The organism is Pseudoflavonifractor sp. MCC625, assembly GCF_018784545.1.
In the GTDB taxonomy this organism is placed as follows: domain Bacteria; phylum Bacillota; class Clostridia; order Oscillospirales; family Oscillospiraceae; genus Pseudoflavonifractor_A; species Pseudoflavonifractor_A gallinarum.
This window is the reverse complement of record NZ_WQOJ01000039.1, coordinates 59,868-80,614: the sequence shown is the minus strand read 5'-3', so window position 1 is coordinate 80,614 and position 20,747 is coordinate 59,868. Positions and strand designations below refer to the sequence as shown.

The following is a 20,747-nucleotide window of genomic DNA, read 5'->3' as shown; positions in this document are numbered from 1 at the left end:
TACGTATCATGTAATGCCCTGCGCCCTGTTGAAAACCTGAGAGTTTCCCCCGCCCGGTGAGTCGGGGTTGCCCCTTCGGTGCCATGTTACGAGAATCATGGTCTTTTCAGAGTTCTGTCCGCCTGCGGTTCTCGGGACCTGAGAAATTGGCGTCCCACTCGGCAAAATGGGGCCGCTTATACCTTCGGTGTTCCACTCCTGTCGGAACAGAAACTCTCCCGCAGTCATCATCCAGACTATATTTGTTTTTTCGATGGTCATATTATAACATATCGAGTTTTCAAATACAAGCCCGTATCTCATATAAACATTATTTAAAATACACGATTATTTAATTCTGGCGTACTTTTTATACTATTTGGTTTATTCTCCAAACATCGACGTTTGCACGATAACGTCCCGTTCCGGCACCTTAGACCAGGAAAAATCCGCCGCCAGTTCTGCCGGACGGACCGGCTCCCCAGTGGGGGAGAGCCCCGCCAAAAAGGCCAGTTTTCCCACCAGCTGCTCCGGAGAATAGCGCGCCCGCAGGGCCCCCATGTCTAGGTCCATATCCCGCTTGGAGAGCCTCCGCCCATCCTCTGCCAGCAGCAGGGGAACATGGTAAAAGACCGGCTGGGGCAGGCCCAGGAGACGATAGAGCAGGATCTGCCGCGGAGTGGAATCCAGCAGGTCCTGCCCCCGCACCACCTGGTTGATCTCCATAGCTCCGTCGTCGGTCACCACTGCCAGCTGGTAGGCATAGACCCCGTCTGAACGGCGGATGATGAAGTCGCCGCACGCCCGGCACAGGTCCTCCTCATAGCATCCCAAATGTCCGTCTGTAAAGGACACTCGTTCATCCGGCACCGCGAGGCGCCAGGCACTGCGCCGGGTGCGGCTCAGCTCCTCCCGCTCCTGGGGAGAAAGGGAGCGGCAGCGTCCGCTGTAAAGGATCTGCCCATCCCCCCGGTGGGGCGCAGAGGCGGCCAGACGCTCGGCCCGGGTGCAGAAGCAGGGATAGACCAATCCCATCTGCTCCAGCTGCCGGAACCGGGCGGCATAGAGCTCCGTCCGCTCACTCTGCCGGTAGGGACCGTGGGGTCCCCCCATTTGATACCCCTCGTCCCAGTCCAGGCCCAGCCAGCGCAGATCCTCCGCCAGAACCTGGGCATACTCCTCCCGGCAGCGGTCGGGGTCCAGATCCTCCATCCGCAGGACCAGCGTGCCGCCCGCCGCGCGCACCGACAGCCAGGCCAGCAGCGCTGTAAACACATTTCCAAGGTGCATCCGTCCGCTGGGACTGGGCGCAAAGCGTCCCCGCAGCAAAGGTTCCATGTCCCATCTTCCTTTCCAGTATGTCTCGTTTTGTTCTCCAGTATACCATTCCCTCCGGCACACGTCCACGCAGTGGACCATTTCTTTTCTTGCAAGTGACTACACTATATAGTATAATAAAGTGACGCAGGGCCCTTCCATTCGGTCCTGCTCCATAAAAATGATATATCTGCGCTCCGAGCAAAGATCTCTAAGGTGCCCCCTCCGGGCGCTATGAGATCGCGCCGCGGGTCAGGCGGGAAACCGCCCGGCCTTCCACACTTGAAAAGGGGCTGCTTCCCGCCGGGAGAATTTCTCCCGCTCTTTTGTCCTATCCGGGAGCGCCGCCTGTTTTCAGGCCGGCGCTCCCTGTTTCATTTTCCCTTTTATTTTAAGGAGGAACCGTCCAAATGAAGCTCATTGAAACAAAGCACGCGGTGGGCCATGTGCTCTGCCACGACCTCACCCAGATCATCCCCGGCGTCACCAAGGATGCCCGGTTCCGCAAGGGCCATATCGTGACGGAGGAGGATATCCCCGTCCTGCTCTCCATGGGAAAGGATCACCTCTATGTCTGGGAAAAGACGGAAGGCATGCTCCACGAGAACGAAGCCGCCGAGCGTCTGCGGGCCATCTCCCAGAATGAGAACATGACCGCCACCGAGGTCAAGGAGGGCAAGATCGAGCTCAAGGCCGCCATCCACGGCCTGTTCCGGGTAGATGTGGAGCGGCTGCTGGCCGTCAACTCCCTGGACGAGATCATGATTGCCACCCGCCACACCAACTCGGTGGTCCATCCCGGCGACAAGCTGGCCGGTATGCGGGTCATCCCCCTCATCGTGTCGGAGGACAAGGTGCGCGCCGCCGAGGAGGCCGCCGGAAATACCCCTCTGCTGGAACTCCTCCCCTTCGTCCGCAAGACCGCCGCGGTGGTCACCACCGGCACCGAGGTCTTCCTGGGCCGCATCGAGGACAAGTTTACCCCCGTGCTGCTGGACAAGCTGGCCAAGTTCGGGGTGGATGTGATCTCCCACGTCAAGGTCCCCGATGACCGGGAGCAGATTGTCTCCGCCATCCAGGCGGCCCACGCCTCCGGGGCCGATCTCATCCTCTGCACCGGCGGCATGAGTGTGGACCCCGACGACCAGACCCCCGGCGCTATCAAGGCCGCTGGCGTTCAGGTGACCGCCTATGGCGCTCCCGTACTCCCCGGCGCCATGTTCCTGCTGGGTTTCTTTGCCGACGGAACCCCCGTCATGGGTCTGCCCGGCTGCGTCATGTATGCCAAGGCCACCATCTTTGATCTCATCCTCCCCCGGGTACTGTGCAATGTCCCGGTCACCCGGGCTGACCTGGCCCGGCTGGGCCACGGCGGACTGTGCCTGGGCTGTGAGCACTGCCACTACCCCATCTGCCCCTTCGGTAAGGAGGAATAAACTATGCGTACCCGCATCGAGCTGGAAGAGGCGCGCGCGCTGATGACTGAAAGCGTGCGCCCCCTGGGTGTGGAGCAGGTCTCCCGGCAGGAGGCGCTGGGCCGGACCCTGGCCGAAGATGTGACCGCACCTCTGGATCAGCCGCCCTTTGACCGCTCCCCTCTGGACGGCTATGCCCTGCGCTCCGCTGATCTCACAGGGGCCTCCCCTGAACATCCGGTCTCCCTCCGGGTGGTGGAGACCGTCTATGCCGGCGGCGTCCCCTCCCGTGCCCTTGGCCCCGGGGAGGCCATCCGCATCATGACCGGAGCCATGCTGCCCCGGGGATGTGACTGTGTTCTCCAGCACGAGCGGACCGACAACGGTCTGGAACAGGTCCAGATCTATGCCGCTCTCTCCCCCCACGACAACTACTGCGACCGGGGGGAGGACTACCGGACGGGCGAGGTGCTCCTCCCCGCCGGGACTGTGGTGGATGCCGCCGCGGTGGGCGTGCTGGCCAGCGCCGGCCTCTCCTCCGTGCCAGTCCGCCGCCGGCCGGTGGTGCGGGTCCTCTCCACCGGAGATGAGGTGGTCTCTCCCGATCTCCATCCCCTCCCCGCCGGGAAGATCTACGGCTCCAATCAGGAGCTGCTGACTGCCCGGCTTCGGGAACTGGGCGTCACGGACGTAGAGGGTCTGCTCATCGGCGACGATCCCCGGGAGGTGGCCGACACCATGGCGCAGCTCCTGGGCGAGTGTGATCTGCTCATCACCACCGGCGGCGTCTCCGCCGGTGACAAGGATATCTTCCACGAGGCTCTCCCCCTCCTGGGGGCGGAGCGGGTCTTCTGGAAGGTCAACCTCAAGCCGGGCACCCCCGCCATGTACTCCCTGTGGCAGGGGCAGCCCATCCTCTCCCTCTCGGGCAACCCCTTCGCCGCCGCGGCCACCTTTGAACTGCTGGCCCGGCCCCTTCTGGCCGCCCTCACCGGGGAATCCCGCTTCTCCCTGCGCTCCCGGACGGCCGTGGTGGAGGGCTCCTTCCCCAAGGCCAGCCCCGGACGGCGCTTTCTCCGGGGTTTCTATCAGGAGGGCCGCGTCTCCCTGACTGGAAAAAATGACTCAGGCATGCTCGCCTCCCTGGTGGGATGCAACTGCCTGGTGGATCTCCCCGCCGGCTCTCCCCCGGTGCAGGAGGGACAGACCGTCACGGTCCTCCTGCTCTGAGCCGCTCCGCGCTTCCCCATCTGTTTTGATCTGGAGGTCTCTATGGAACCCAAATTCAATCATTTTGACGCCGAGGGCAACGCCGTCATGGTGGATGTCTCGGCCAAATCTCCCACCCGCCGTCTGGCCGTGGCCCAGGGCAAGATCAAGGTCTCCCGGGCGGTGCTGGACGCCATCACCGGCCATACTGCCGCCAAGGGCGATGTGCTGGGCGTGGCCCAGGTGGCCGGTATTCTGGCCACCAAGCGCACCTCGGAGCTCATCCCCCTGTGCCATCCGCTGGCCCTCTCCCACTGCACGGTGGAATTTACCATTCTGCACGAGGAGTGCGCCGTTCTGGCTGAGTGTACCGCCAAGCTGGACGCCAAGACCGGCGTGGAAATGGAGGCCCTCACCGGCGTATCCGTCGCCCTGCTCACCATCTACGACATGTGTAAAGCCATTGACAAGACCATGGAGATCTCGGACATCCACCTGGTCTACAAGGAGGGGGGCAAGTCGGGCACCTTTACCAATCACGGCCACCACTCCCCCGCTGTGGTGGCGGTCAGCGGCGTCAAGAACTCCGGCAAGACCACGCTGATTGCCGCCATGATCCCCCATCTGACGGCCGCCGGTCTCAAGGTGGCCACGGTCAAGCACGACGGCCACTCCTTCCAGGCCGATCCCGAGGGGACCGACACCGGTATCCACATGGAGGCCGGGGCCTGGGGCACCGCCATCTTTGACGGCGAGAAATACAAGGTAGTCCGCCGGGACGCCGTGGAGGAGCGGGAGCTCATTGCCCGCTTCCCGGACGCCGACCTGGTCCTGCTGGAGGGCTTCAAGCACTCCACCTGGCCTAAGCTGGAGCTGGTGCGCGCGGGCAACTCCACCCAGAGCGTCTGTGATCCCGCCACCCTTCTGGCGCTGGTCACCGATCAGGACCTCACGGTGGAGGGCGTCCCCTCCATTCCCTTTGATGGACAGGCCGCCGCCCAGGTGGTGCTGGACTACCTGAAAGGCGAGGGGCGGCTATGATCGACGGATTCGGCCGCAGCATCGACTATCTGCGGATCTCAGTGACCGACCGGTGCAACCTGCGCTGCGTCTACTGCATGCCCCCCGAGGGGGTGGAGTGGATGGACCATGAGGAAATGCTCTCCTATGAGGAGATCATCCGGCTGTGCTCCCTCTTTGCACAGGTCGGTATCCGCAAGGTCCGGCTCACCGGCGGCGAACCTCTGGCCCGGCGGGACCTGCCCGAGCTGGTCCGGGGCATCCACGCCATCGACGGGATCGAGAGCATTGCCCTGACCACCAACGGCCTGCTCCTCCAGGAGCAGCTTCCCGCCCTGCTGGAGGCGGGACTCACCGCCGTCAACCTGAGTCTGGACACCCTGGACCGGGCCCAGTATGCCGCGATCACCCGGCGGGACGCTTTGGACCAGGCTCTCTCCGGCCTCTATGCCGCTCTGGATGCCCCCGGCCTGCGGGTCAAGCTCAACTGCGTCCCCATGGGGGAGAACGACGCGCAGCTGGTCCCCTTGGCCGACCTGGCCCGGGAGCACGATCTGGCGGTGCGGTATATCGAGCTCATGCCCATCGGTCTGGGCGGCTCCCTCCCCCGCCGGACGGAGGAGGAGGTCCGCGCCATGCTGGAGGCGGCCTTCGGCCCCATGACCCCCTGTGACGAGTCTCTGGGAGCCGGTCCCGGACACTACTTCACCATTCCCGGCTTCCGGGGAAAGATCGGCTTCATCAGCGCCATGACCCATCAGTTCTGTGACGGGTGCAACCGGGTGCGCCTCACCGCCACCGGATTTCTCAAGACCTGCCTCCAGTATGAGACCGGGCGGGATCTGCGCACCCTCCTCCGGGATGGCTCCGGGGACGAGGTGCTGCTGGAGGCCATCCGCTCGGCCATTCTCCACAAGCCCGCCCAGCACCATTTTCTCGACGCGACTGGCCGTCGGGAGGACGAGCGGCACAACATGCACCAGATCGGAGGCTGACCGCCTCTTTCTCCGTATTTCTATATTTTTGATTACGAGGTGTATTTCATGAGCAAGGTAATTGCTGTCTGTACCAGCGAACAGAAGGGAACCCAGAAGCAGGCGGTGGATGTGATCCACCTGAAGGAGGAGTGGGGCATCGAGGGAGACGCCCACGCGGGCAAGTGGCACCGCCAGGTCTCCCTGCTCTCCCACGACAAGATCGAGGCCTTCCGCGCCCGGGGTGCCGAGGTGGAAAACGGCGCCTTTGGCGAGAACATCATTGTGGAGGGCATCGACTTTGCCACCCTTCCCATCGGTACTAAATTCTACTGCAACGATGTGGTCCTCCAACTCACCCAGATCGGTAAGGAGTGCCACCACGGCTGCGCCATTTTCCAGAAGATGGGTGAGTGCATCATGCCCAAGCAGGGCGTGTTTACCCGGGTGCTCCACGGCGGTGACATCCGCCCCGGGGACGATTTCCGTCTGGAGCTCCCCTTCCGGGTGGCCGTCATCACGGTGAGCGACTCGGGTGCCGCCGGTACCCGGGCCGATCTGAGCGGTCCGGTAATCCAGGAGTTGGTGAAGAAGGCCGGCTACCCCGTGGTCCACACCGCGCTTCTCCCTGATGAGCGGGCACAGATTGCCGCCGAGCTCGCCCGCATCGCCGATGAGGACGTGGCTGACCTGATCCTCACCACCGGCGGCACCGGTTTCTCCCCCCGGGACTGGACCCCCGAGGCCACCCGGGATGTGACCGAGCGGGATGTGCCCGGTATCCCCGAGGCCATGCGCGCTCTCTCCCTCCAGATCACCCCCCGCGCCATGCTCTCCCGTGCCGCCGCCGGCATCCGGAAGGGCGCGCTCATCATCAACCTGCCCGGCAGCCCCAAGGCGGTGACCGAGTGTCTGGAGTACATCCTCCCCCCGCTCTCCCACGGGCTGTCCATCCTCAAGGGTACCACGGGCAACTGTGCCCGCTGAACCACCGTCTCCGCGACGGGTCAACTTCGAGTCCCCGCACCTACGGCGCACGCTATGGGCTGGGACCAATGGGCTGATCTGGAAACGGGTCCGCCTACCATCTTTGTAAAGGAGTTTGATTCCCATGAAAAAAGCACTTTCCCTGACCCTGGCTCTGGCTATGACTGCCTCTCTGACCGCCTGCTCCGGCGGCGGGACCGCGGCCTCTCCCACCCCGGTTGCCGGCACGCCGGCCCCCTCCTCCGCACCGGCAGCGGAGCCAGTGGAGCTGACCGTCTTTGCCGCCGCCTCCATGGAGGCCACGCTGACCGAGATCGCTGAGCGCTATCAAGAGGTCGCCCCCAATGTGGAACTAGTCTTTACCTTTGACTCCTCCGGCACCCTCAAGACTCAGATCGAGGAGGGGGCCCCCTGTGACATCTTTATCTCGGCCGCCCAGAAGCAGATGAACCAGCTGGACAGCGCCGACACCACCGGCACCAATACCGACGGTCTGGATTTTGTCTACTCGGACACCCGGTTCGATCTGGTGGAAAACAAGGTGGTCCTGGCGGTCCCCGACGACAACCCCAAGGACATTCAGTCCTTCTCCGATCTGGCCAGTGATAAGCTCTCTCTGCTGTGCATCGGAAATGAGGATGTGCCCGTCGGCTCCTACTCCCTGGAGATCCTGGATACCCTGGGCATCGACATCGCCCAGCTGGACAGCGCGGGCAAGGTGACTTACGGCACCAACGTCTCCGAGGTGGCCAACCAGGTCAAGGAGGGCGCCGTGGACTGCGGCATCATCTACGCCACTGACGCCTATACCTATGAGCTCACCGTGGTGGATCAGGCCACGGAGGACCTGTGCGGGCAGGTCATCTACCCCGCCGCCGTCATGAAGAGCGGCACCGAGGCCGGGCATGACGCCGCCGTGGAGTTCCTCAACTATCTGCACACCGATCCGGAGGCCGTCTCCATCCTGGAGGGTGTGGGCTTCACGGTGCTCCCGTAAATCAAAACCATGTTTGCGGCCGGGCGGGAACTCTCTCCCGCCCGGCCGCCTGCTCTGTACTCTCAATGGAAAGGGGGCCGTCCCTTGGACTGGTACCCACTCTATAATTCTCTGCGGATCGCCGCCATCTCCACGGTCCTCATCTTTTTTCTGGGGCTTTTTGCCGCCTACTATGTGGCCAAGCTCCCCCGGCTGGTCAAGGGCGTGCTGGATGTGGTGCTCACCCTCCCGCTGGTCCTTCCCCCCACCGTGGTGGGCTATTTCCTGCTGCGTATCCTGGGCCCCAAGCGGGTGGTGGGTCTCTGGTTTCTCAACACCTTCGACATTAAGCTGACCATGGTGTGGTATTCCGCCGTCTTCGCCTCGGCCGTGGTGGCCTTTCCCCTGATGTACCGCACTGCCCGGGGGGCCTTCGAGTCTTTTGACCCCAATCTGGCCTATGCCGCCCAGACTCTGGGCCGCTCCAACACCTGGATTTTCTGGCGGGTGCGCCTTCCCGCATGCAAGCAGGGGATCATTGCCGGGGCGGTGCTCTCCTTTGCCCGGGCCCTGGGGGAATATGGCGCCACCTCCATGATCGCCGGCTATACGCCCGGACGCACAGCCACTATCTCCACCACGGTCTACCAGCTCTGGCGGACCGGGGATGACGCGGCGGCCTACCGCTGGGTGCTGGTCAACATCGCCATTTCGGCGGCCGTTCTGCTCACCGTCAATCTCCTGGAGCGCAAAGACCGTACCGCCCGGAAGCGGATGGCCGTTCCCTTTGAGGAGGTGGTCTGATGTCCCTTCTGGTGGATCTGGAAAAGGACTTTGGCTCCTTCTCTCTCAAGGTCTCTTTTGAGACGAAGGGTGGCACTCTGGGCCTCCTGGGCGCCTCGGGCTGCGGCAAATCCATGACCCTCAAATGCATCGCCGGCATCGTCACCCCCGACCGGGGCCGCATCGTGCTGGACGGACGCACCCTCTTCGACCACGAAAAGCATATCGACCTGCCGCCCCAGCAGCGGGGCGTGGGGTATCTCTTCCAGAACTATGCCCTCTTCCCCACCATGACCGTGGAACAGAACATTCTCTCCGGCATGGACCGGAAGCTCTCCAAGTCCGTCCGGCGGCAGCGGCTGGAGGAACTGCTCGCCCGCTTCTTCCTCACCGGCCTGGAGCGGCGGCACCCCGCTCAGCTCTCCGGCGGACAGCAGCAGCGGGTGGCCCTGGCCCGCATTCTGGCCAGCCAGCCCAAGGCTCTCCTGCTGGACGAACCCTTCTCCGCCCTGGACAGCTATCTCAAATGGCAGGTGGAGCTGGAGCTCATGGAGGTCCTGGACCAGTTTGAAGGCCCCACCCTCTTTGTGACCCATAACCGGGACGAGGTTTACCACTTCTGCTCCCATGTCTGTGTGCTGGAAGGGGGCCGCTCGCAGCCCATGGAGCCGGTGGAGACCCTCTTCCGCGCACCGGCCACCCTCTCCTCCTGTCTGCTCTCTGGGTGTAAAAATGTCTCCCGGGCCCGGCGGGCCGGTGATACCTCGGTCGAGGCACTGGACTGGGGCGTGACCCTGGAATGCGCCGGTCCCATCCCGGCGGACCTCTCCCACATTGGAGTGCGGGCTCATCTGTTCCGCCCCGCTCCCCAGGCGGGGGAAAACGCGATCCCCTGCCGGGTGCTCCGGGTCATCGACAACGTGTTCACCATGGTGGTCATGCTGGCGACGCCGGGGGGCGCGACCGGTTTTTCCCGCCTCCGTCTGGAGCTGGAGAAAGAGGCCTGGGCCGCCCTCGGAAATCCCGACACGCTCTTTCTGCACGCTCAGCCCCAGGACATTCTGCTCCTGCGGGACCCCCACTGAACAAACTGCGCCCCGGCGGAAAAACCGCCGGGGCGCGTTTTCTTATGCATCGGCTGTGGTCAGAACCGCAGTCCTTTCTTCCGCGTTCCACTGCACATCCAGTCCGAATGCCTCAGAGAGGAAGCGCAGGGGGACATAAGTCCGGTTCTGGTAGGCCAGCGGGGCCACATCCTGGACTCTCTCCTCGTCATTTACCCAGGCGTTGGGAGAGTCGATCTCCAGTGCGATCCGGGTCTCTCCCCGCTCACACAGGACCCGGTTGGAGGCCTGATCCCAGGTGACCGTGAAGTCCAGGGCCTCAGCGATCCCGCGCAGAGGCACCAGGATGCGGTCGTTTCGGGCAATGGGGGCCGTATCAAAGGAGAGCTTCTCCCCGTCCAGCGTCACATAGTAGCGCTCGTAGGAAATCCCAAAGCGCTCCCGCAGCAGCCCCTGGACCTCCGCGGTATCCACCACGCGGCCATATCGGGCGCTTCCGTCCGACTCCACATTCTCCAGCACGGCGCCCACCGGGAAAACATAGTTCAGCATGCCCCCATCTCCCCGCACATTCTGCTGGAAAATCGGGCGCACGGTAAAGGTGGTGCCCTCGGGTACCGTGTACTCGCCCAGGTCCACCCAATATGCCCCGTCGTCGCTGGCCAGGAGCCTGTTCTCCCGGACCGCAAACTGGAGCCCGTCCGCCTCCGTCATGGCCGGAAGGGCCGTCCGGTCGGTGCGCTCCCAGTGCTCCTTGTCCGAAGAGGACCAAACCGCCGTGCTGTCCCCGTCCTGAACCAGAGCATACCAGGTGTCGTTCTGGAAACCGGCGTCCAGCACCCGGGCGCCGAAGTCGTGGGACCAGACCTCATTCCAGCTCTCATCCACAAAGGTCAGCACATTGTTCCGGGGACCCCGGGTATCGCCCCCAGCGCCGTACATACCGCCAGTGCCAAACACATTCTGGCAGACCAGATAGCCGCTCCCGGCCCAGCGGAAGATGTAATCGGCACGCATGGGAGAAGCTACCCCCTCAATGCTGTGCCAGGTGCCGGTGACGGGGGTGTGGGTGGTCCAGGTAAAGCCGTCCGAGGAGGTGTAGATCTCACCGGAGTAGGTGTTGCACACAAAGAAGTCCTTCCCGCTGGAGGGGAGGATGCGCACCATCTCCGGGGAGGTGGTCCAGGGGGTGTTCTCCACCGTCACCCAGGAATACCCGTCCATGGAGTAGTCAAAGCGGGCGATAATACTGCCACTGTTGGGGTCGTCCACCTCCACCTTTCGCAGCACCCCGTGGTCCCCCACGGCATAATTGTCCCCCAGGCCCTGGCCAAGGTCCCAGTCGGCCCGGGAAAAAGTGACCTTCTCCCCGTTCACCACGGCGGAGTAGACCCCGTTTTCATAGCCGATGGCGGTCACCGGAGCATCAAAGACCCGGACGCCCACGATCCGGAACTCCTCGTCCAGGAAGGTGACCATGTTGTTGCGGGAACTGTCGCCGTATTGCTGGTGGGTAGTGGTACGGGGATCGTCCAGCAGACTCTCCCGCATCATATACTCGCTTCCCGTCCAGAGGATCTCAAATTCCTTTTTTGCCAGACCATTCAGGCCTGTACTGTAAGGCGCGCTCTCCTCCGTCCACTGCCGGTTCAGCTCGGTCCACGTCACTCCGTCGGCGGAGCGGTATACGGAGCCGGACATATCATAGTACAGGACATAGTCCTTTCCCGTCTTGCAGAGATGCGGACCAGCCCCCTCTCCCAGAGGCCCGTCCCAGTTGGGCGTCCCCGCCGCCAGGGCAGGGAGTGCCAGAGAACACATCAGGCACAGCGCCGTGAGTACCGATAGGAACCGTTTCATAAGATCCTCCTTTTCTCCGCTGCGCGGCAGCGGCTATGCCGCGCTCATTTCTGCTTCTGAAAGGCAAAAAAACGCTGTCCGAAGTAGTTGAGGACGGTGTAGAGTCCCATGCCCACCAGCTTGGTCAGCCGCTCCCACCAGATGTCGGGGACAAACACCGGCTGGGGAAGGAGCTCCATCACCGGCTGGGCGATGCCGTAGGCCACCAGATAGCACACCGCCACATTGAGGGCAAATTTTACCGCCGAGCGGCCCATGGTCTCCTGACTGCGGAAGGTAAAAGACCGGTTGAGGAAAAAGCTCATGACCGCCCCCGCCACATAGGCGATAGCGGTGGAGGGCCAGTAGCCCAACCCCTCCAGGGCAAACATGAGCACCATGGAGAGCAGGGTGTTCCCCACCCCCACCAGGAGAAACTTCCAGATGGAGGCGTCCAGGAATTTAGTCTCCTTCATGCTGGTCCAGCACCTCCTTGATGAGGAAGCGGGGCCGCTCCTTGGTCTCCAGGTAGATCTTTCCGATATACTCGCCGATGACCCCCAGGGCCAGCAGGATGAGTCCGCCGATGGCCCACACCGAGCAGATGACGCTGGCCCAGCCGATGACGGTCTCCCCGTTGGCCCAGCGGACGATGGAGTAGATGAGCATGAGGATGCTCACCACAAACACCAGAAAGCCCAGCACAGTGATATACCGGATGGGCTTGGTGGAGAGGGAGGTGATTCCCTCCATGGCAAAGGAGAGCATCTTCTTGAGGGGATACTTGCTCTCACCCGCAAAGCGCTCGCCCCGCTCGTACTCCACCGTGCCGGTGGTATAGCCGATCATGGGTACGATGCCCCGGAGGAAGAGGTTAACCTCCTTGAACTGGGCGAGCCCCTCCAGCGCCCGCTTGGACATGAGGCGGTAGTCGGCGTGGTTGAACACGGTCTCCGCCCCCAGGAAGTTCATCACGCGGTAAAAACCCTCCGCAGTAAAGCGTTTAAAGAAGGTGTCCTTCTCCCGGCTGGAACGCACCCCGTAGACGATGTCACATCCGGCATAGTACTGCTCCACCATGGCGTCCACCGCGTCGATGTCGTCCTGCAGGTCAGCATCCATGGAGATGACCATGTCTGCCCGGTCCTTCGCCGTCATGAGCCCGGCCAGCAGGGCGTTCTGGTGGCCCCGGTTGCGGGTCAGATTCACGCCGGAGAAACGGCGGTCCGCCCGGTGGAGCCCTTCGATCATGCTCCAGGTCTTGTCCCGGGAGCCGTCGTTCACAAAGAGCACCCGGCTCTCCTCCGAGATCCGGCCTGCGGCGATGAGATGCTCCATCTTTTCCTTGAGCCGCCTGGCTGTCTCCGGCAGCACCTCCTCCTCGTTATAGCAGGGCACTACGATATATAAAATGTCTCCCATGTCACACCTCGCCGTTGTTCTGCCGGGGATTTTCTTCCCCGTTTTTTCCATTTTGGAAACTCTTTGGTTTATTGTATACCCTCTGAGACGAAAAGACAATCCAATTTGTTCCCATAAAACGGAACACGGATGCACGCAGGCGGCATCCGTGTTCTATCTTTTACCGATCGGAGAGCAAGATCCGGTCGTTGTCCAGTTCCTTTCCAGCCCCAGCGCGGAACCGCTGGAGCAGGTCCTCCACCGTCATGCCCTGGCGCTCCTCCCCCTTCAGGTCCAGCACGATGCGGCCGGAATCCATCATCAGTGTGCGGTTGCCCAGTTCCAGGGCACTTTTCATGTTGTGGGTGATCATCAGGCAGGTAAGGCCCGCCTCGGCCACGATCTCCCGGGTAAGGCGGAGCACCTTTTCCGCCGTCCCCGGATCCAATGCCGCGGTGTGCTCATCCAGCAGCAGCAGCTTGGGGGGCACCATGGTGGACATGAGCAGGGTGAGGGCTTGCCGCTGTCCGCCCGAGAGGAGCCCCACGCTCTGGCCCATCCGGTCCTCCAGGCCCATGTCCAGCCGGGCCAACTGGTCCCGGAAAAAGGCCTTGTCCGCCTTGCTCACCCGGCTGAAAAAGGCCCGCTGGTGCTTGGCGGTGCGGAGATAGGCCAGAGCCAGATTCTCCTCGATGGTCATATGGGGGGCGGTCCCCCGCATAGGGTCCTGAAAGAGTCGGCCAATGTTGCGGCTGCGCCGGTAGGCAGGCAGATAGGTCAGATCCTCCCCGCCCAGCATGATGCTGCCCTCATCGGGAAAGAAGTCCCCCGCAATGGCGTTGAAGAGGGTGGATTTCCCCGCCCCGTTGGAGCCGACAATGGCGGCAAAGTCCCCCTTCTCCAGTTTCAGATTGACGCCGCACAGGGCTTTTTTCTCGTGGACCGTTCCGGGGTTGAAGGTCTTAGAAAGATTTCTGAGCTCCAGCATCTCACTGCTCCTCCTTTCGTCCGGCCAGGGCGCGGCGCTTGCGCATCTGGAAGGCCGCCCACTGCCGCACCGTGGGCGCTGCAATGGCGGCGCCCACGATGACCGCCGAGACCAGCTTCATGTAGTCGGCCGGGACATTGGCCCGGAGGGCCGCCGAATAGATCAGGCGGTAGAGGATGCTGCCAAAGAGCACCCCCAGCACCCGGCGGACCATGGAGCCCTTGCCGATGAGGGTCTCCCCGATCACCAGCGCGGCCAGGGCCAGTACCACCATACCGGTGCCGCCGTTGACCTCGGCAAAGGTGTTGTACTGGGCCACCATTGCCCCGGATAGTCCGGTCATGGCGTTGGCCACGCACAGGCCCACGGTGATGGTAAAGGTGGGATTGATGGAGGAGGCGCGCACCATATCCGCATTGTCCCCGGTGGCCCGGATGGACAGGCCCAGCCGGGTGCCCAGGAAGAGGACCAGGAGCACGCAGACCACCAGTACGATGCCCGCCGTGACGGCCAGCTTATACCAGCTCCCGGCAAAGCCGGCATCCCTGGCCAGGGTGTAGATGCTCGCTTTCTGGAAGATGGACAGGTTACTGGTCCCCATGACCATCAGGTTGATGCTGTACAGGCCGATGTTGGTGACGATGCCCGCCAGGATGGAGGGCACCCCCAGCTTGGTCTGGAGAAAAGCGGTGATGAAGCCGGCGGCGGCGGTGGCCAGCATGGCGGCCGGCAGGGCCAGGATGGGGTGGCAGGACACACAGCACACGGCGGACACCGCGCCTCCCAGGACAAAGGCTCCGTCGGTGGTCATATCGGCGATATTCAGGATGGAAAAGCTCAGAAACAGAGCCAGCGCAACAGGCGCATAGAGAAACCCCGCTTCCAGGGCGGACTGGATAATCGTGAGCATGGGATCGCTCCTTTCTCAGGCTGAGCCCCCGCCCGGAATGGGCGGGGGCTTTTCATGTTACTCTTGGGTCGTATGAACCTCCACCATACTGGAGCCCAGGGAGGAGAACACCTCCGTGTCCACGCCCAGGGCGGCGGCGGTATCCAGATTGACCGTGATGATATCGCCCGACACGGTGACAAAATCGGTGGGCACCTGGCCGCTCTGGAGGACCTCCAGGGCCAGGTCGGCGGTCTGGGTCCCCAGGTCGGTGTAGTTCACGCCGCAGGTGGCCAGCGCACCGTTGCGCACAAAGGAGTCCGCCCCGGCATAGTGGGGGATGCCCGCCTCGGTCAGGATGGGAGCAATGGCCAGCTCCGCGTTCATTACCACATTGTCTGTGGGGGTGAAGACCGCGTCCACCTGGTCCAGCATGGAGTTGACGGCCGCCACGATCTCATCGGTGGTGTTGCCCGTCTTGTCCAGGTAGGAGATCCCCTTGCTGTCCAGATAGGCCTTGGCGGTCTCAATCGCGGGGGCGCTGTTGACCTCGCTGGTGGAGTAGAGCAGGCCCACCGTCTCCACCTCAGGGTTCTGGGCCAGCATCATGTCCAGCAGCAGCTCTACATTCAGCGCGTCGCTGGTGCCCGTCACATAGGAGATCCCGGTGAGACCGGCGGTCTCGGGGTAGCTGACGGTACCATAGATCACAGGGGTCTCGGTGGCCTGGGCCGTGGCCGCCATCTGCTGGGCGGCGGTGGTCCCGATGGGGATGATGGCGTCATAGCCGTCGGCCACGATCTGCGCCCCGATCTGGGACAGGGTAGAGGGATCGTTGTTGCCGTTGAAGTCACCATAGGTGATCGCGATTCCCAGCTCGGCGGCCTTGGCGTCCAGTTCGGCCGTAATGGCGTCCCGGATCTCGTTCATGGAAGCGTGGTCCAGCTGGCGGACCACCGCCACCTTGTAGGCCCCATCCGCCTCAGCGGACTCTCCGGAGTCGGCGCTGCCGCAGGCAGTCAGGGCGAGGGGCATTCCCAGAGCGAGAGCCAGGGCCAGGGTTTTCTTCATCATCGTGTTCTGTTTCATAGTCGTTACCTCCATATGGGCTCTTGGAGCCGAAATTGGTTTGGGTGGGCGATGGAGGGGCCGTTGCCAGCGGCCAGAGAGGAAGCTGCCCCACAGGGTATAAAAAAACGCCTCTGTCCCCTTCCTGGGACAAAAGCGTCAGCTTCTGCGATACCACCCAAATTGACGTCTTGCAACGTCCACTCGCTTCACGTACCATCATACGTGCCCGATGGATAACGGGTGGGGTCCCGTCGGCATCTACTGAGTTTCCCGTTCAAGCCGCCCTCTGAAGACCATTCACACGCGGATTTCAGACCCCGATCCCACCACCCGGAGCTCTCTTTGCATCCATCACATCGGCTACTTTTCTTCATCACTGGTTTAAAGTGTTCGGTTGTTGTAATGCAGTATACGCTCTGCCAGCCGGTTTGTCAACCCCTGTTCCGCATTTCCGTCCGGGAGGAGCATGCTCCTCCCGGACGGATCGCTCCGGCTCAGCCGGTTTTATCCCACGCTCTGGGCCGGATGTTCCGATTTCCGGCGCAGGAAGCTGAACTTGGTCTCCGAGCACACCACGGCCACAAAGATCAGCGCAAAGCCCGCCAGCAGGCGGCCGGTCACCGGGTCTCCGTAGAAGATCACCGAACAAAGCACCCCGAACACCGACTCCAGCGAAAGGATCACCGAGGCCGAGGCCGGATCGGACCAGACCTGTCCCACGTTCTGGAACAGGAGGGCCACCGTGGTGGCCATCACGATGAGGTAGCCCATCTGGATGACCATGTCTGTATTCAGCAGTGTCTCTACCGGCGGGAACTGCTGGAAGAGCAGACCGCACACCCAGGCGTACACCGCCGCCCAGAAGAACTGGAATACCGTCAGAATGTAGATGTCCTTTCCGGGAGAGACCTTGGCCACCGAGACGATGTGGCTGGCATAGAACACCGCGCAGCACAGGGTCAGCGCATCTCCCCGGGTCACGGTGAAGGACTCAGTCAGGGAGACCAGACCCACGCCGGAGATACACAGCAGCGCCGCCAGAATATTATAGCGGTCAGGCCGCTGCCGGGCCACCAGCCAGTAGAGGAAGGGGACCAGCACACAGTATACCGCCGTCAGAAAGGCATTTTTGGAGGGCGTGGTCTCGGCCAGTCCAAAGGTCTGCACCGAGTAGGCCAGGAAGAGAAAGGCCCCCATGATGGCACCCCGCCACAGGTAGTCAGCCGTAAAGCGTTTCCACTTTCTCCCGCAGATCAGGGCCAGCAGAGCCGCCCCTCCGGTAAAGCGGATGGCCAGCAGGTAGAAGGTGGGAATCACGTCCACCGCACCCTTCATGATGAAAAAGGAGGAGCCCCAGATGAATGCCGCGGCAAAGAGCATGGGCTTTGCCAGGCGGCGCATGAGATGTTCATTCACAGATTGTTTCCACTCCCTTGATATGGTATGATATGTTTCAATCGATCCCCTGAGGGGAAATTTTTCCGATATTTCCGGATCAGAACGGAGGTCCTATTCATGCTGCTCTTTGACCTGGACGGCACACTCATCGACTCCAACGGCGTTTGGGTCACGGTGGATGAGTGCTTTCTCTCCCGCCGGGGATTGCGCCCCACGCCGGAATACTGCCACACGGTGGGCCACTCCATCCTTCCGGTGGCAGCGCAGTTTACCCGGGACTACTACGGGCTGACCGACACACCGGAGGCCATCATGGCCGAGTGGATGGAGCTGGCCCGGGACGCCTATGCCCACCACGTTCCTCTGAAGCCGGGCGCCGGGGCATTTCTCCGCCGCTGCCAGGAGGCGGGGCGGACCATGGTGCTGGTCACTGCCTGCGTGCCGGAGCTGTGCGAGGCTGTCCTGCGGCGGCACGGCCTGGAAACGGTCTTCTCCCGCCGTTTTTTCGCCCAGGAGCTGGGCATGGAAAAGCGGGACCCCCGCTATTTTCAGACTGTGCTCTCCCGCCTTGGCGTACTGCCGGAGCAGTGTGTCCTCTTCGAGGACTCCCCCGGCGCCTGCCGCACGGCCCGCGAGAGCGGCATCCGGGTGGTAGGGGTGTACGATCCCTTTTATGAGACCAGCCAGGCGGAGATCCGTGCCTGTTCCCACCGGTATATCCGCAGCTTTGAGGAGCTCCTCAACGAGCCGCTTCTCTAACCGTTCCGGTCAGACGGAGGGCCGGAATATATCCAATCTATTCCACACACTGGGGAGCGGCCGGAAGGCCGCTCCTCTTGTTGTTTATTCCTTGGTCATATGCTGGGCCGCCGCTTTGAGCATCAGCTTCTTGGTCCCGCTCTTCTCAAAGGCGATCTCCACCAGAGCGTCCCCGCCCATGGGGGTGAGCCCCGTGATGAGTCCCTTTCCAAAGGCCTTGTGGACCACGCTGTCCCCCTTCTGGAAGTTGGGGAGAGCCGCCGCTGTGTGGCGGGACATGCTGACGCCCCGGCCTGCCGGGGCCGCTGTCTGACCGGTCTGTCCGCTGCTGCCCGCTCCGGCGGAATAGCCGCCTGAATAGCCGCCCACCGAGTAGCCCCGGTCAAAAACGGGCTTGGGACGCACCCGGCGCTGGGGCGGCTGCCAGCCGCCCTCCCCGCTCTCATTCTCGGAGCGGAAGTTGCGCCCGCTCTTCTCCACATAGGCCTCTGGGATCTCGCCCAGGAAGCGGGAGGGCCGGTTGGCGTTCGTGCGGCCGAAGAGCATCCGCTGAGAGGCGCAGGTCATATAGAGCCGCTCCTTGGCCCGGGTCATGGCCACATAGCACAGGCGGCGCTCCTCCTCCATCTCGTCGGGCTCCCCGATGGCGCGGATGCCGGGGAAGATCCCCTCTTCCACGCCCACCACAAAGACCACCGGGAATTCCAGTCCCTTAGCTGAGTGCATGGTCATCATGACCACACAGTCCTCCCCGGAGTCGTGGTTATCCAGATCGGTATAGAGGGCGATCTCATCCAGGAAGCCGGAGAGGCTGGGCTCCTCCACCGCATTGTCCAGATAGTTCTGGATGGAGGAGGAGAGCTCGTGGACGTTCTCCAGGCGGGTGCGGTCCTCAATGGTCTTTTTCTGCTCCAGCATGGCGGCATAGCCGGTTCGCTCCACCAGCTCCTCGTAGAAGGCGGGCAGGTCCATCTCACCGGCCAGGCGGCGCAGATCCTCCATCATCTCGGTAAACTGTCCCAGCTTGGGGGCGGCCTTCTGGAGCTCGGGGAACTCCCGGGCACTCTTGACCACTTCCCACAGGGAGCGGCCGGTCTGGAGGGCCAGGTCCTGGGCCCGCTCGATGGTGGTGGCGCCGATCCCCCGGGGCGGATTGTTGATGATACGTGAGAGGCGCAGATCGTCGTTGGGGTTGTTGATGGCGCACAGATAGGCCACCATGTCCTTGACCTCGGCCCGGTCAAAGAAGCGGATGCCGCCGATGATGCGGTAAGGGATGCCGTTTTTCTTGAAGGCCTGCTCGATCTGGTTGGACTGGGCGTTCATTCGGTAGAGGACGGCATGGTCCTTCCACGCCTTGCCCGCCGAGAGATCGGAGAGGATCTGGGCGGCCACAAACTGGGCCTCATCGTGCTCGTTCATGGCGGTATAGCACTTGACCTTGTCTCCCTCGCCCTGATCGGTCCACAGCTCCTTGCCCTTGCGGCCCTGGTTGTTGCGGATTACGGCGTTGGAGGCCTCCAGGATATTCCGGCTGGAGCGGTAGTTCTGTTCCAGCCGAATGACCCGCGCCCCCTTGTACTGCTGCTCAAAGGAGAGGATATTCTCGATGGTGGCCCCGCGGAAGCGGTAGATGGACTGGTCGTCGTCGCCCACCACGCAGATGTTCTCCCGTCCCCCCGCCAGGGTGGAGGCCAGCAGATACTGGAGATGGTTCGTGTCCTGATACTCGTCAATGAGTACATAACGGAATTTTTTCTGATAATATTGCCGAACGTCATCGAAATTCAGCAGCAGGCGGACGGTATGTAAAATGATATCATCAAAGTCCAGGGCGTTGGCCTCCCGCAGGCGGCGCTCATATTCCACATAGACCTTGGCGATCTTAGTCAGACGGAAGTCCCCGGACTTCTCGCACTCCTTGAGGTAATCCGCCCCCAGCTTCATGGCGTCCTTGGCCCGGGAGATATACCCCAGAATGGTCTTGGGGGGGAAGGACTTGTCGTCCAGCCCGAAGTCCTTGTTGATGTCCTTGATGACCCGCTCGGAGTCGGCGGTGTCGTAGATGGTGAAGGAGCTCTGGAAGCCCAGGCGCTCAATGTCCCGGCGCAGAATGCGCACACAGGCCGAGTGGAAGGTGCTGGCCCAGATGTCATTGGCCGAGGCGCCCAGCATCTGCTCCAGCCGGGCCTTGAGCTCTCCCGCCGCCTTGTTCGTAAAGGTGATGGCAATGATGGACCAGGGCACCGCCGCTTCCACCCGGCACAGCCGCTCCATTGCCTCCTTGCGCGCGGGATCGGGGTTGGCCACATAGCTCTCCAGAGCGTTCAGCTCCTCCTCCCCCACCCACTCGGGGACTTCGTCACAATCGGAGCCCCGGCCGTACTTCATCAGATTGGCAATCCGGTGGATGAGAACGGTGGTCTTTCCGCTTCCCGCGCCCGCCAGCAGCAGAAGGGGGCCCTCCGTGGCCAGAACCGCCCGGCGCTGCTCCGGATTGAGGTTTGAATAGTCCAGTGCGATGGCCGCTCTTCTGGCCTTGCAGAAGCGCAGCTCCTGTTCACGGTTGAGCATACGATCAAATCCTTTTTTCATCGATTCACAGTGCTTGTTATTGTATCACAGATACCAAACTCCCGCAAATACGACTTCCCGAACGGAGCGGTTTGTTTTTTCTC

General features: G+C 62.5%; 18 protein-coding genes, 1 pseudogene, 3 riboswitches and 1 other annotated feature. Of the genes and pseudogenes, 10 read left to right on the top strand and 9 right to left on the bottom strand.

The annotated features are described in order from the left end of the window. Window positions 1-115: 115 nt before the first annotated feature. Window positions 116-231: riboswitch (glycine riboswitch) on the bottom strand. Between the two features lie 132 nt (window positions 232-363). Continuing rightward, the gene (gene gluQRS, locus GPK94_RS12915) at window positions 364-1,317 is read right to left on the bottom strand and encodes a tRNA glutamyl-Q(34) synthetase GluQRS (RefSeq protein ID WP_215656010.1); all 954 of its coding nucleotides are present in this window, start codon (window positions 1,315-1,317) and stop codon (window positions 364-366) included. A gap of 162 nt (window positions 1,318-1,479) precedes the next feature. Next, window positions 1,480-1,605: riboswitch (molybdenum cofactor riboswitch) on the top strand. A gap of 101 nt (window positions 1,606-1,706) precedes the next feature. Between gluQRS and GPK94_RS12910 the strand changes: the two genes are divergently transcribed. From GPK94_RS12910 to GPK94_RS12875, 9 genes and pseudogenes are all read left to right on the top strand, one after another. Further along, complete coding sequence (locus GPK94_RS12910) at window positions 1,707-2,732, top strand: molybdopterin-binding protein (protein ID WP_215656009.1); 1,026 nt, start codon at window positions 1,707-1,709, stop codon at window positions 2,730-2,732. 3 nt (window positions 2,733-2,735) lie between these two features. Then, window positions 2,736-3,941, top strand: coding sequence for a gephyrin-like molybdotransferase Glp (glp, locus tag GPK94_RS12905; RefSeq protein WP_215656008.1), 1,206 nt, complete (start codon window positions 2,736-2,738; stop codon window positions 3,939-3,941). 42 nt (window positions 3,942-3,983) lie between these two features. Continuing rightward, window positions 3,984-4,457: pseudogene (gene moaC, locus GPK94_RS16165) on the top strand (cyclic pyranopterin monophosphate synthase MoaC); the annotation flags it as partial. 21 nt (window positions 4,458-4,478) lie between these two features. Then, window positions 4,479-4,961, top strand: a complete 483-nt coding sequence (gene mobB, locus GPK94_RS16160) for a molybdopterin-guanine dinucleotide biosynthesis protein B (protein WP_346728038.1) — start codon at window positions 4,479-4,481, stop codon at window positions 4,959-4,961. Beyond that, on the top strand, window positions 4,958-5,935 hold the full coding sequence (gene moaA, locus GPK94_RS12895; protein ID WP_186964120.1) for a GTP 3',8-cyclase MoaA: 978 nt from the start codon (window positions 4,958-4,960) through the stop codon (window positions 5,933-5,935). Before mobB ends, moaA begins: the two co-directional genes overlap by 4 nt. A gap of 48 nt (window positions 5,936-5,983) precedes the next feature. Further along, on the top strand, window positions 5,984-6,901 hold the full coding sequence (locus GPK94_RS12890) for an MOSC domain-containing protein (RefSeq protein WP_101691373.1): 918 nt from the start codon (window positions 5,984-5,986) through the stop codon (window positions 6,899-6,901). A gap of 12 nt (window positions 6,902-6,913) precedes the next feature. Next, window positions 6,914-7,031: riboswitch (molybdenum cofactor riboswitch) on the top strand. Further along, window positions 7,026-7,898, top strand: coding sequence for a molybdate ABC transporter substrate-binding protein (gene modA / locus GPK94_RS12885; protein ID WP_193537780.1), 873 nt, complete (start codon window positions 7,026-7,028; stop codon window positions 7,896-7,898). (Overlaps the previous riboswitch by 6 nt.) Before the next feature lie 84 nt (window positions 7,899-7,982). Then, window positions 7,983-8,681, top strand: coding sequence for a molybdate ABC transporter permease subunit (gene modB / locus GPK94_RS12880; RefSeq protein WP_101691375.1), 699 nt, complete (start codon window positions 7,983-7,985; stop codon window positions 8,679-8,681). Further along, window positions 8,681-9,745, top strand: a complete 1,065-nt coding sequence (locus tag GPK94_RS12875) for an ATP-binding cassette domain-containing protein (protein ID WP_215656006.1) — start codon at window positions 8,681-8,683, stop codon at window positions 9,743-9,745. The genes modB and GPK94_RS12875 overlap by 1 nt, the downstream gene beginning before the upstream one ends. A 42-nt stretch (window positions 9,746-9,787) precedes the next feature. On the opposite strand, the gene GPK94_RS12870 is transcribed toward GPK94_RS12875, so the two are convergent. The 7 genes from GPK94_RS12870 to GPK94_RS12840 all read right to left on the bottom strand — a co-directional run bounded on the left by GPK94_RS12870 (window position 9,788) and on the right by GPK94_RS12840 (window position 17,328). Beyond that, complete coding sequence (locus GPK94_RS12870; protein WP_215656005.1) at window positions 9,788-11,584, bottom strand: copper amine oxidase N-terminal domain-containing protein; 1,797 nt, start codon at window positions 11,582-11,584, stop codon at window positions 9,788-9,790. 44 nt (window positions 11,585-11,628) lie between these two features. Further along, complete coding sequence (locus GPK94_RS12865) at window positions 11,629-12,039, bottom strand: GtrA family protein (protein ID WP_215656004.1); 411 nt, start codon at window positions 12,037-12,039, stop codon at window positions 11,629-11,631. Further along, entirely contained in the window at window positions 12,026-12,985 is a 960-nt protein-coding gene (locus tag GPK94_RS12860) for a glycosyltransferase family 2 protein (RefSeq protein ID WP_101691379.1), read from the bottom strand. The genes GPK94_RS12865 and GPK94_RS12860 overlap by 14 nt, the downstream gene beginning before the upstream one ends. A gap of 160 nt (window positions 12,986-13,145) precedes the next feature. Further along, window positions 13,146-13,952, bottom strand: a complete 807-nt coding sequence (locus GPK94_RS12855; protein ID WP_193537788.1) for an ATP-binding cassette domain-containing protein — start codon at window positions 13,950-13,952, stop codon at window positions 13,146-13,148. Between the two features lies 1 nt (window position 13,953). Next, complete coding sequence (locus tag GPK94_RS12850; protein WP_215656003.1) at window positions 13,954-14,862, bottom strand: ABC transporter permease; 909 nt, start codon at window positions 14,860-14,862, stop codon at window positions 13,954-13,956. Window positions 14,863-14,919: 57 nt separating this feature from the next. After that, on the bottom strand, window positions 14,920-15,930 hold the full coding sequence (locus GPK94_RS12845) for an ABC transporter substrate-binding protein (protein WP_252192635.1): 1,011 nt from the start codon (window positions 15,928-15,930) through the stop codon (window positions 14,920-14,922). A 122-nt stretch (window positions 15,931-16,052) separates the two neighbouring features. Next, window positions 16,053-16,298, bottom strand: a binding site (T-box leader). 118 nt (window positions 16,299-16,416) lie between these two features. Beyond that, window positions 16,417-17,328 carry a DMT family transporter gene (locus GPK94_RS12840; protein WP_346728033.1) on the bottom strand — a complete coding sequence of 304 codons (912 nt, stop codon included), beginning with the start codon at window positions 17,326-17,328 and terminating at the stop codon, window positions 16,417-16,419. 99 nt (window positions 17,329-17,427) lie between these two features. Between GPK94_RS12840 and GPK94_RS12835 the strand changes: the two genes are divergently transcribed. Next, window positions 17,428-18,069 (top strand): HAD family phosphatase, encoded by a 642-nt coding sequence (locus GPK94_RS12835; RefSeq protein WP_215656002.1) that lies wholly within the window; start codon window positions 17,428-17,430, stop codon window positions 18,067-18,069. Window positions 18,070-18,153: 84 nt separating this feature from the next. Here GPK94_RS12835 and GPK94_RS12830 read toward each other — a convergent pair whose 3' ends face one another. Beyond that, a complete protein-coding gene (locus tag GPK94_RS12830; RefSeq protein WP_215656001.1) occupies window positions 18,154-20,643 on the bottom strand; it encodes a UvrD-helicase domain-containing protein in 2,490 nt (829 codons plus the stop codon). Window positions 20,644-20,747 lie beyond the last annotated feature (104 nt).

Excerpts from the sequence above, each read along its gene's own strand:
- GPK94_RS12860 (WP_101691379.1), bottom strand. The coding sequence starts at position 12,985 with ATGGGAGACATTTTATATATCGTAGTGCCCTGCTATAACGAGGAGGAG.
- GPK94_RS12835 (WP_215656002.1), top strand. The coding sequence starts at position 17,428 with ATGCTGCTCTTTGACCTGGACGGCACACTCATCGACTCCAACGGCGTT.
- glp (WP_215656008.1), top strand. The coding sequence starts at position 2,736 with ATGCGTACCCGCATCGAGCTGGAAGAGGCGCGCGCGCTGATGACTGAA.
- GPK94_RS12875 (WP_215656006.1), top strand. The coding sequence starts at position 8,681 with ATGTCCCTTCTGGTGGATCTGGAAAAGGACTTTGGCTCCTTCTCTCTC.
- GPK94_RS12855 (WP_193537788.1), bottom strand. The coding sequence starts at position 13,952 with ATGCTGGAGCTCAGAAATCTTTCTAAGACCTTCAACCCCGGAACGGTC.
- GPK94_RS12910 (WP_215656009.1), top strand. The coding sequence starts at position 1,707 with ATGAAGCTCATTGAAACAAAGCACGCGGTGGGCCATGTGCTCTGCCAC.
- GPK94_RS12830 (WP_215656001.1), bottom strand. The coding sequence starts at position 20,643 with ATGCTCAACCGTGAACAGGAGCTGCGCTTCTGCAAGGCCAGAAGAGCG.
- moaA (WP_186964120.1), top strand. The coding sequence starts at position 4,958 with ATGATCGACGGATTCGGCCGCAGCATCGACTATCTGCGGATCTCAGTG.
- GPK94_RS12850 (WP_215656003.1), bottom strand. The coding sequence starts at position 14,862 with ATGCTCACGATTATCCAGTCCGCCCTGGAAGCGGGGTTTCTCTATGCG.
- GPK94_RS12845 (WP_252192635.1), bottom strand. The coding sequence starts at position 15,930 with ATGAAACAGAACACGATGATGAAGAAAACCCTGGCCCTGGCTCTCGCT.
- GPK94_RS12870 (WP_215656005.1), bottom strand. The coding sequence starts at position 11,584 with ATGAAACGGTTCCTATCGGTACTCACGGCGCTGTGCCTGATGTGTTCT.
- GPK94_RS12890 (WP_101691373.1), top strand. The coding sequence starts at position 5,984 with ATGAGCAAGGTAATTGCTGTCTGTACCAGCGAACAGAAGGGAACCCAG.
- modA (WP_193537780.1), top strand. The coding sequence starts at position 7,026 with ATGAAAAAAGCACTTTCCCTGACCCTGGCTCTGGCTATGACTGCCTCT.
- gluQRS (WP_215656010.1), bottom strand. The coding sequence starts at position 1,317 with ATGGAACCTTTGCTGCGGGGACGCTTTGCGCCCAGTCCCAGCGGACGG.
- GPK94_RS12865 (WP_215656004.1), bottom strand. The coding sequence starts at position 12,039 with ATGAAGGAGACTAAATTCCTGGACGCCTCCATCTGGAAGTTTCTCCTG.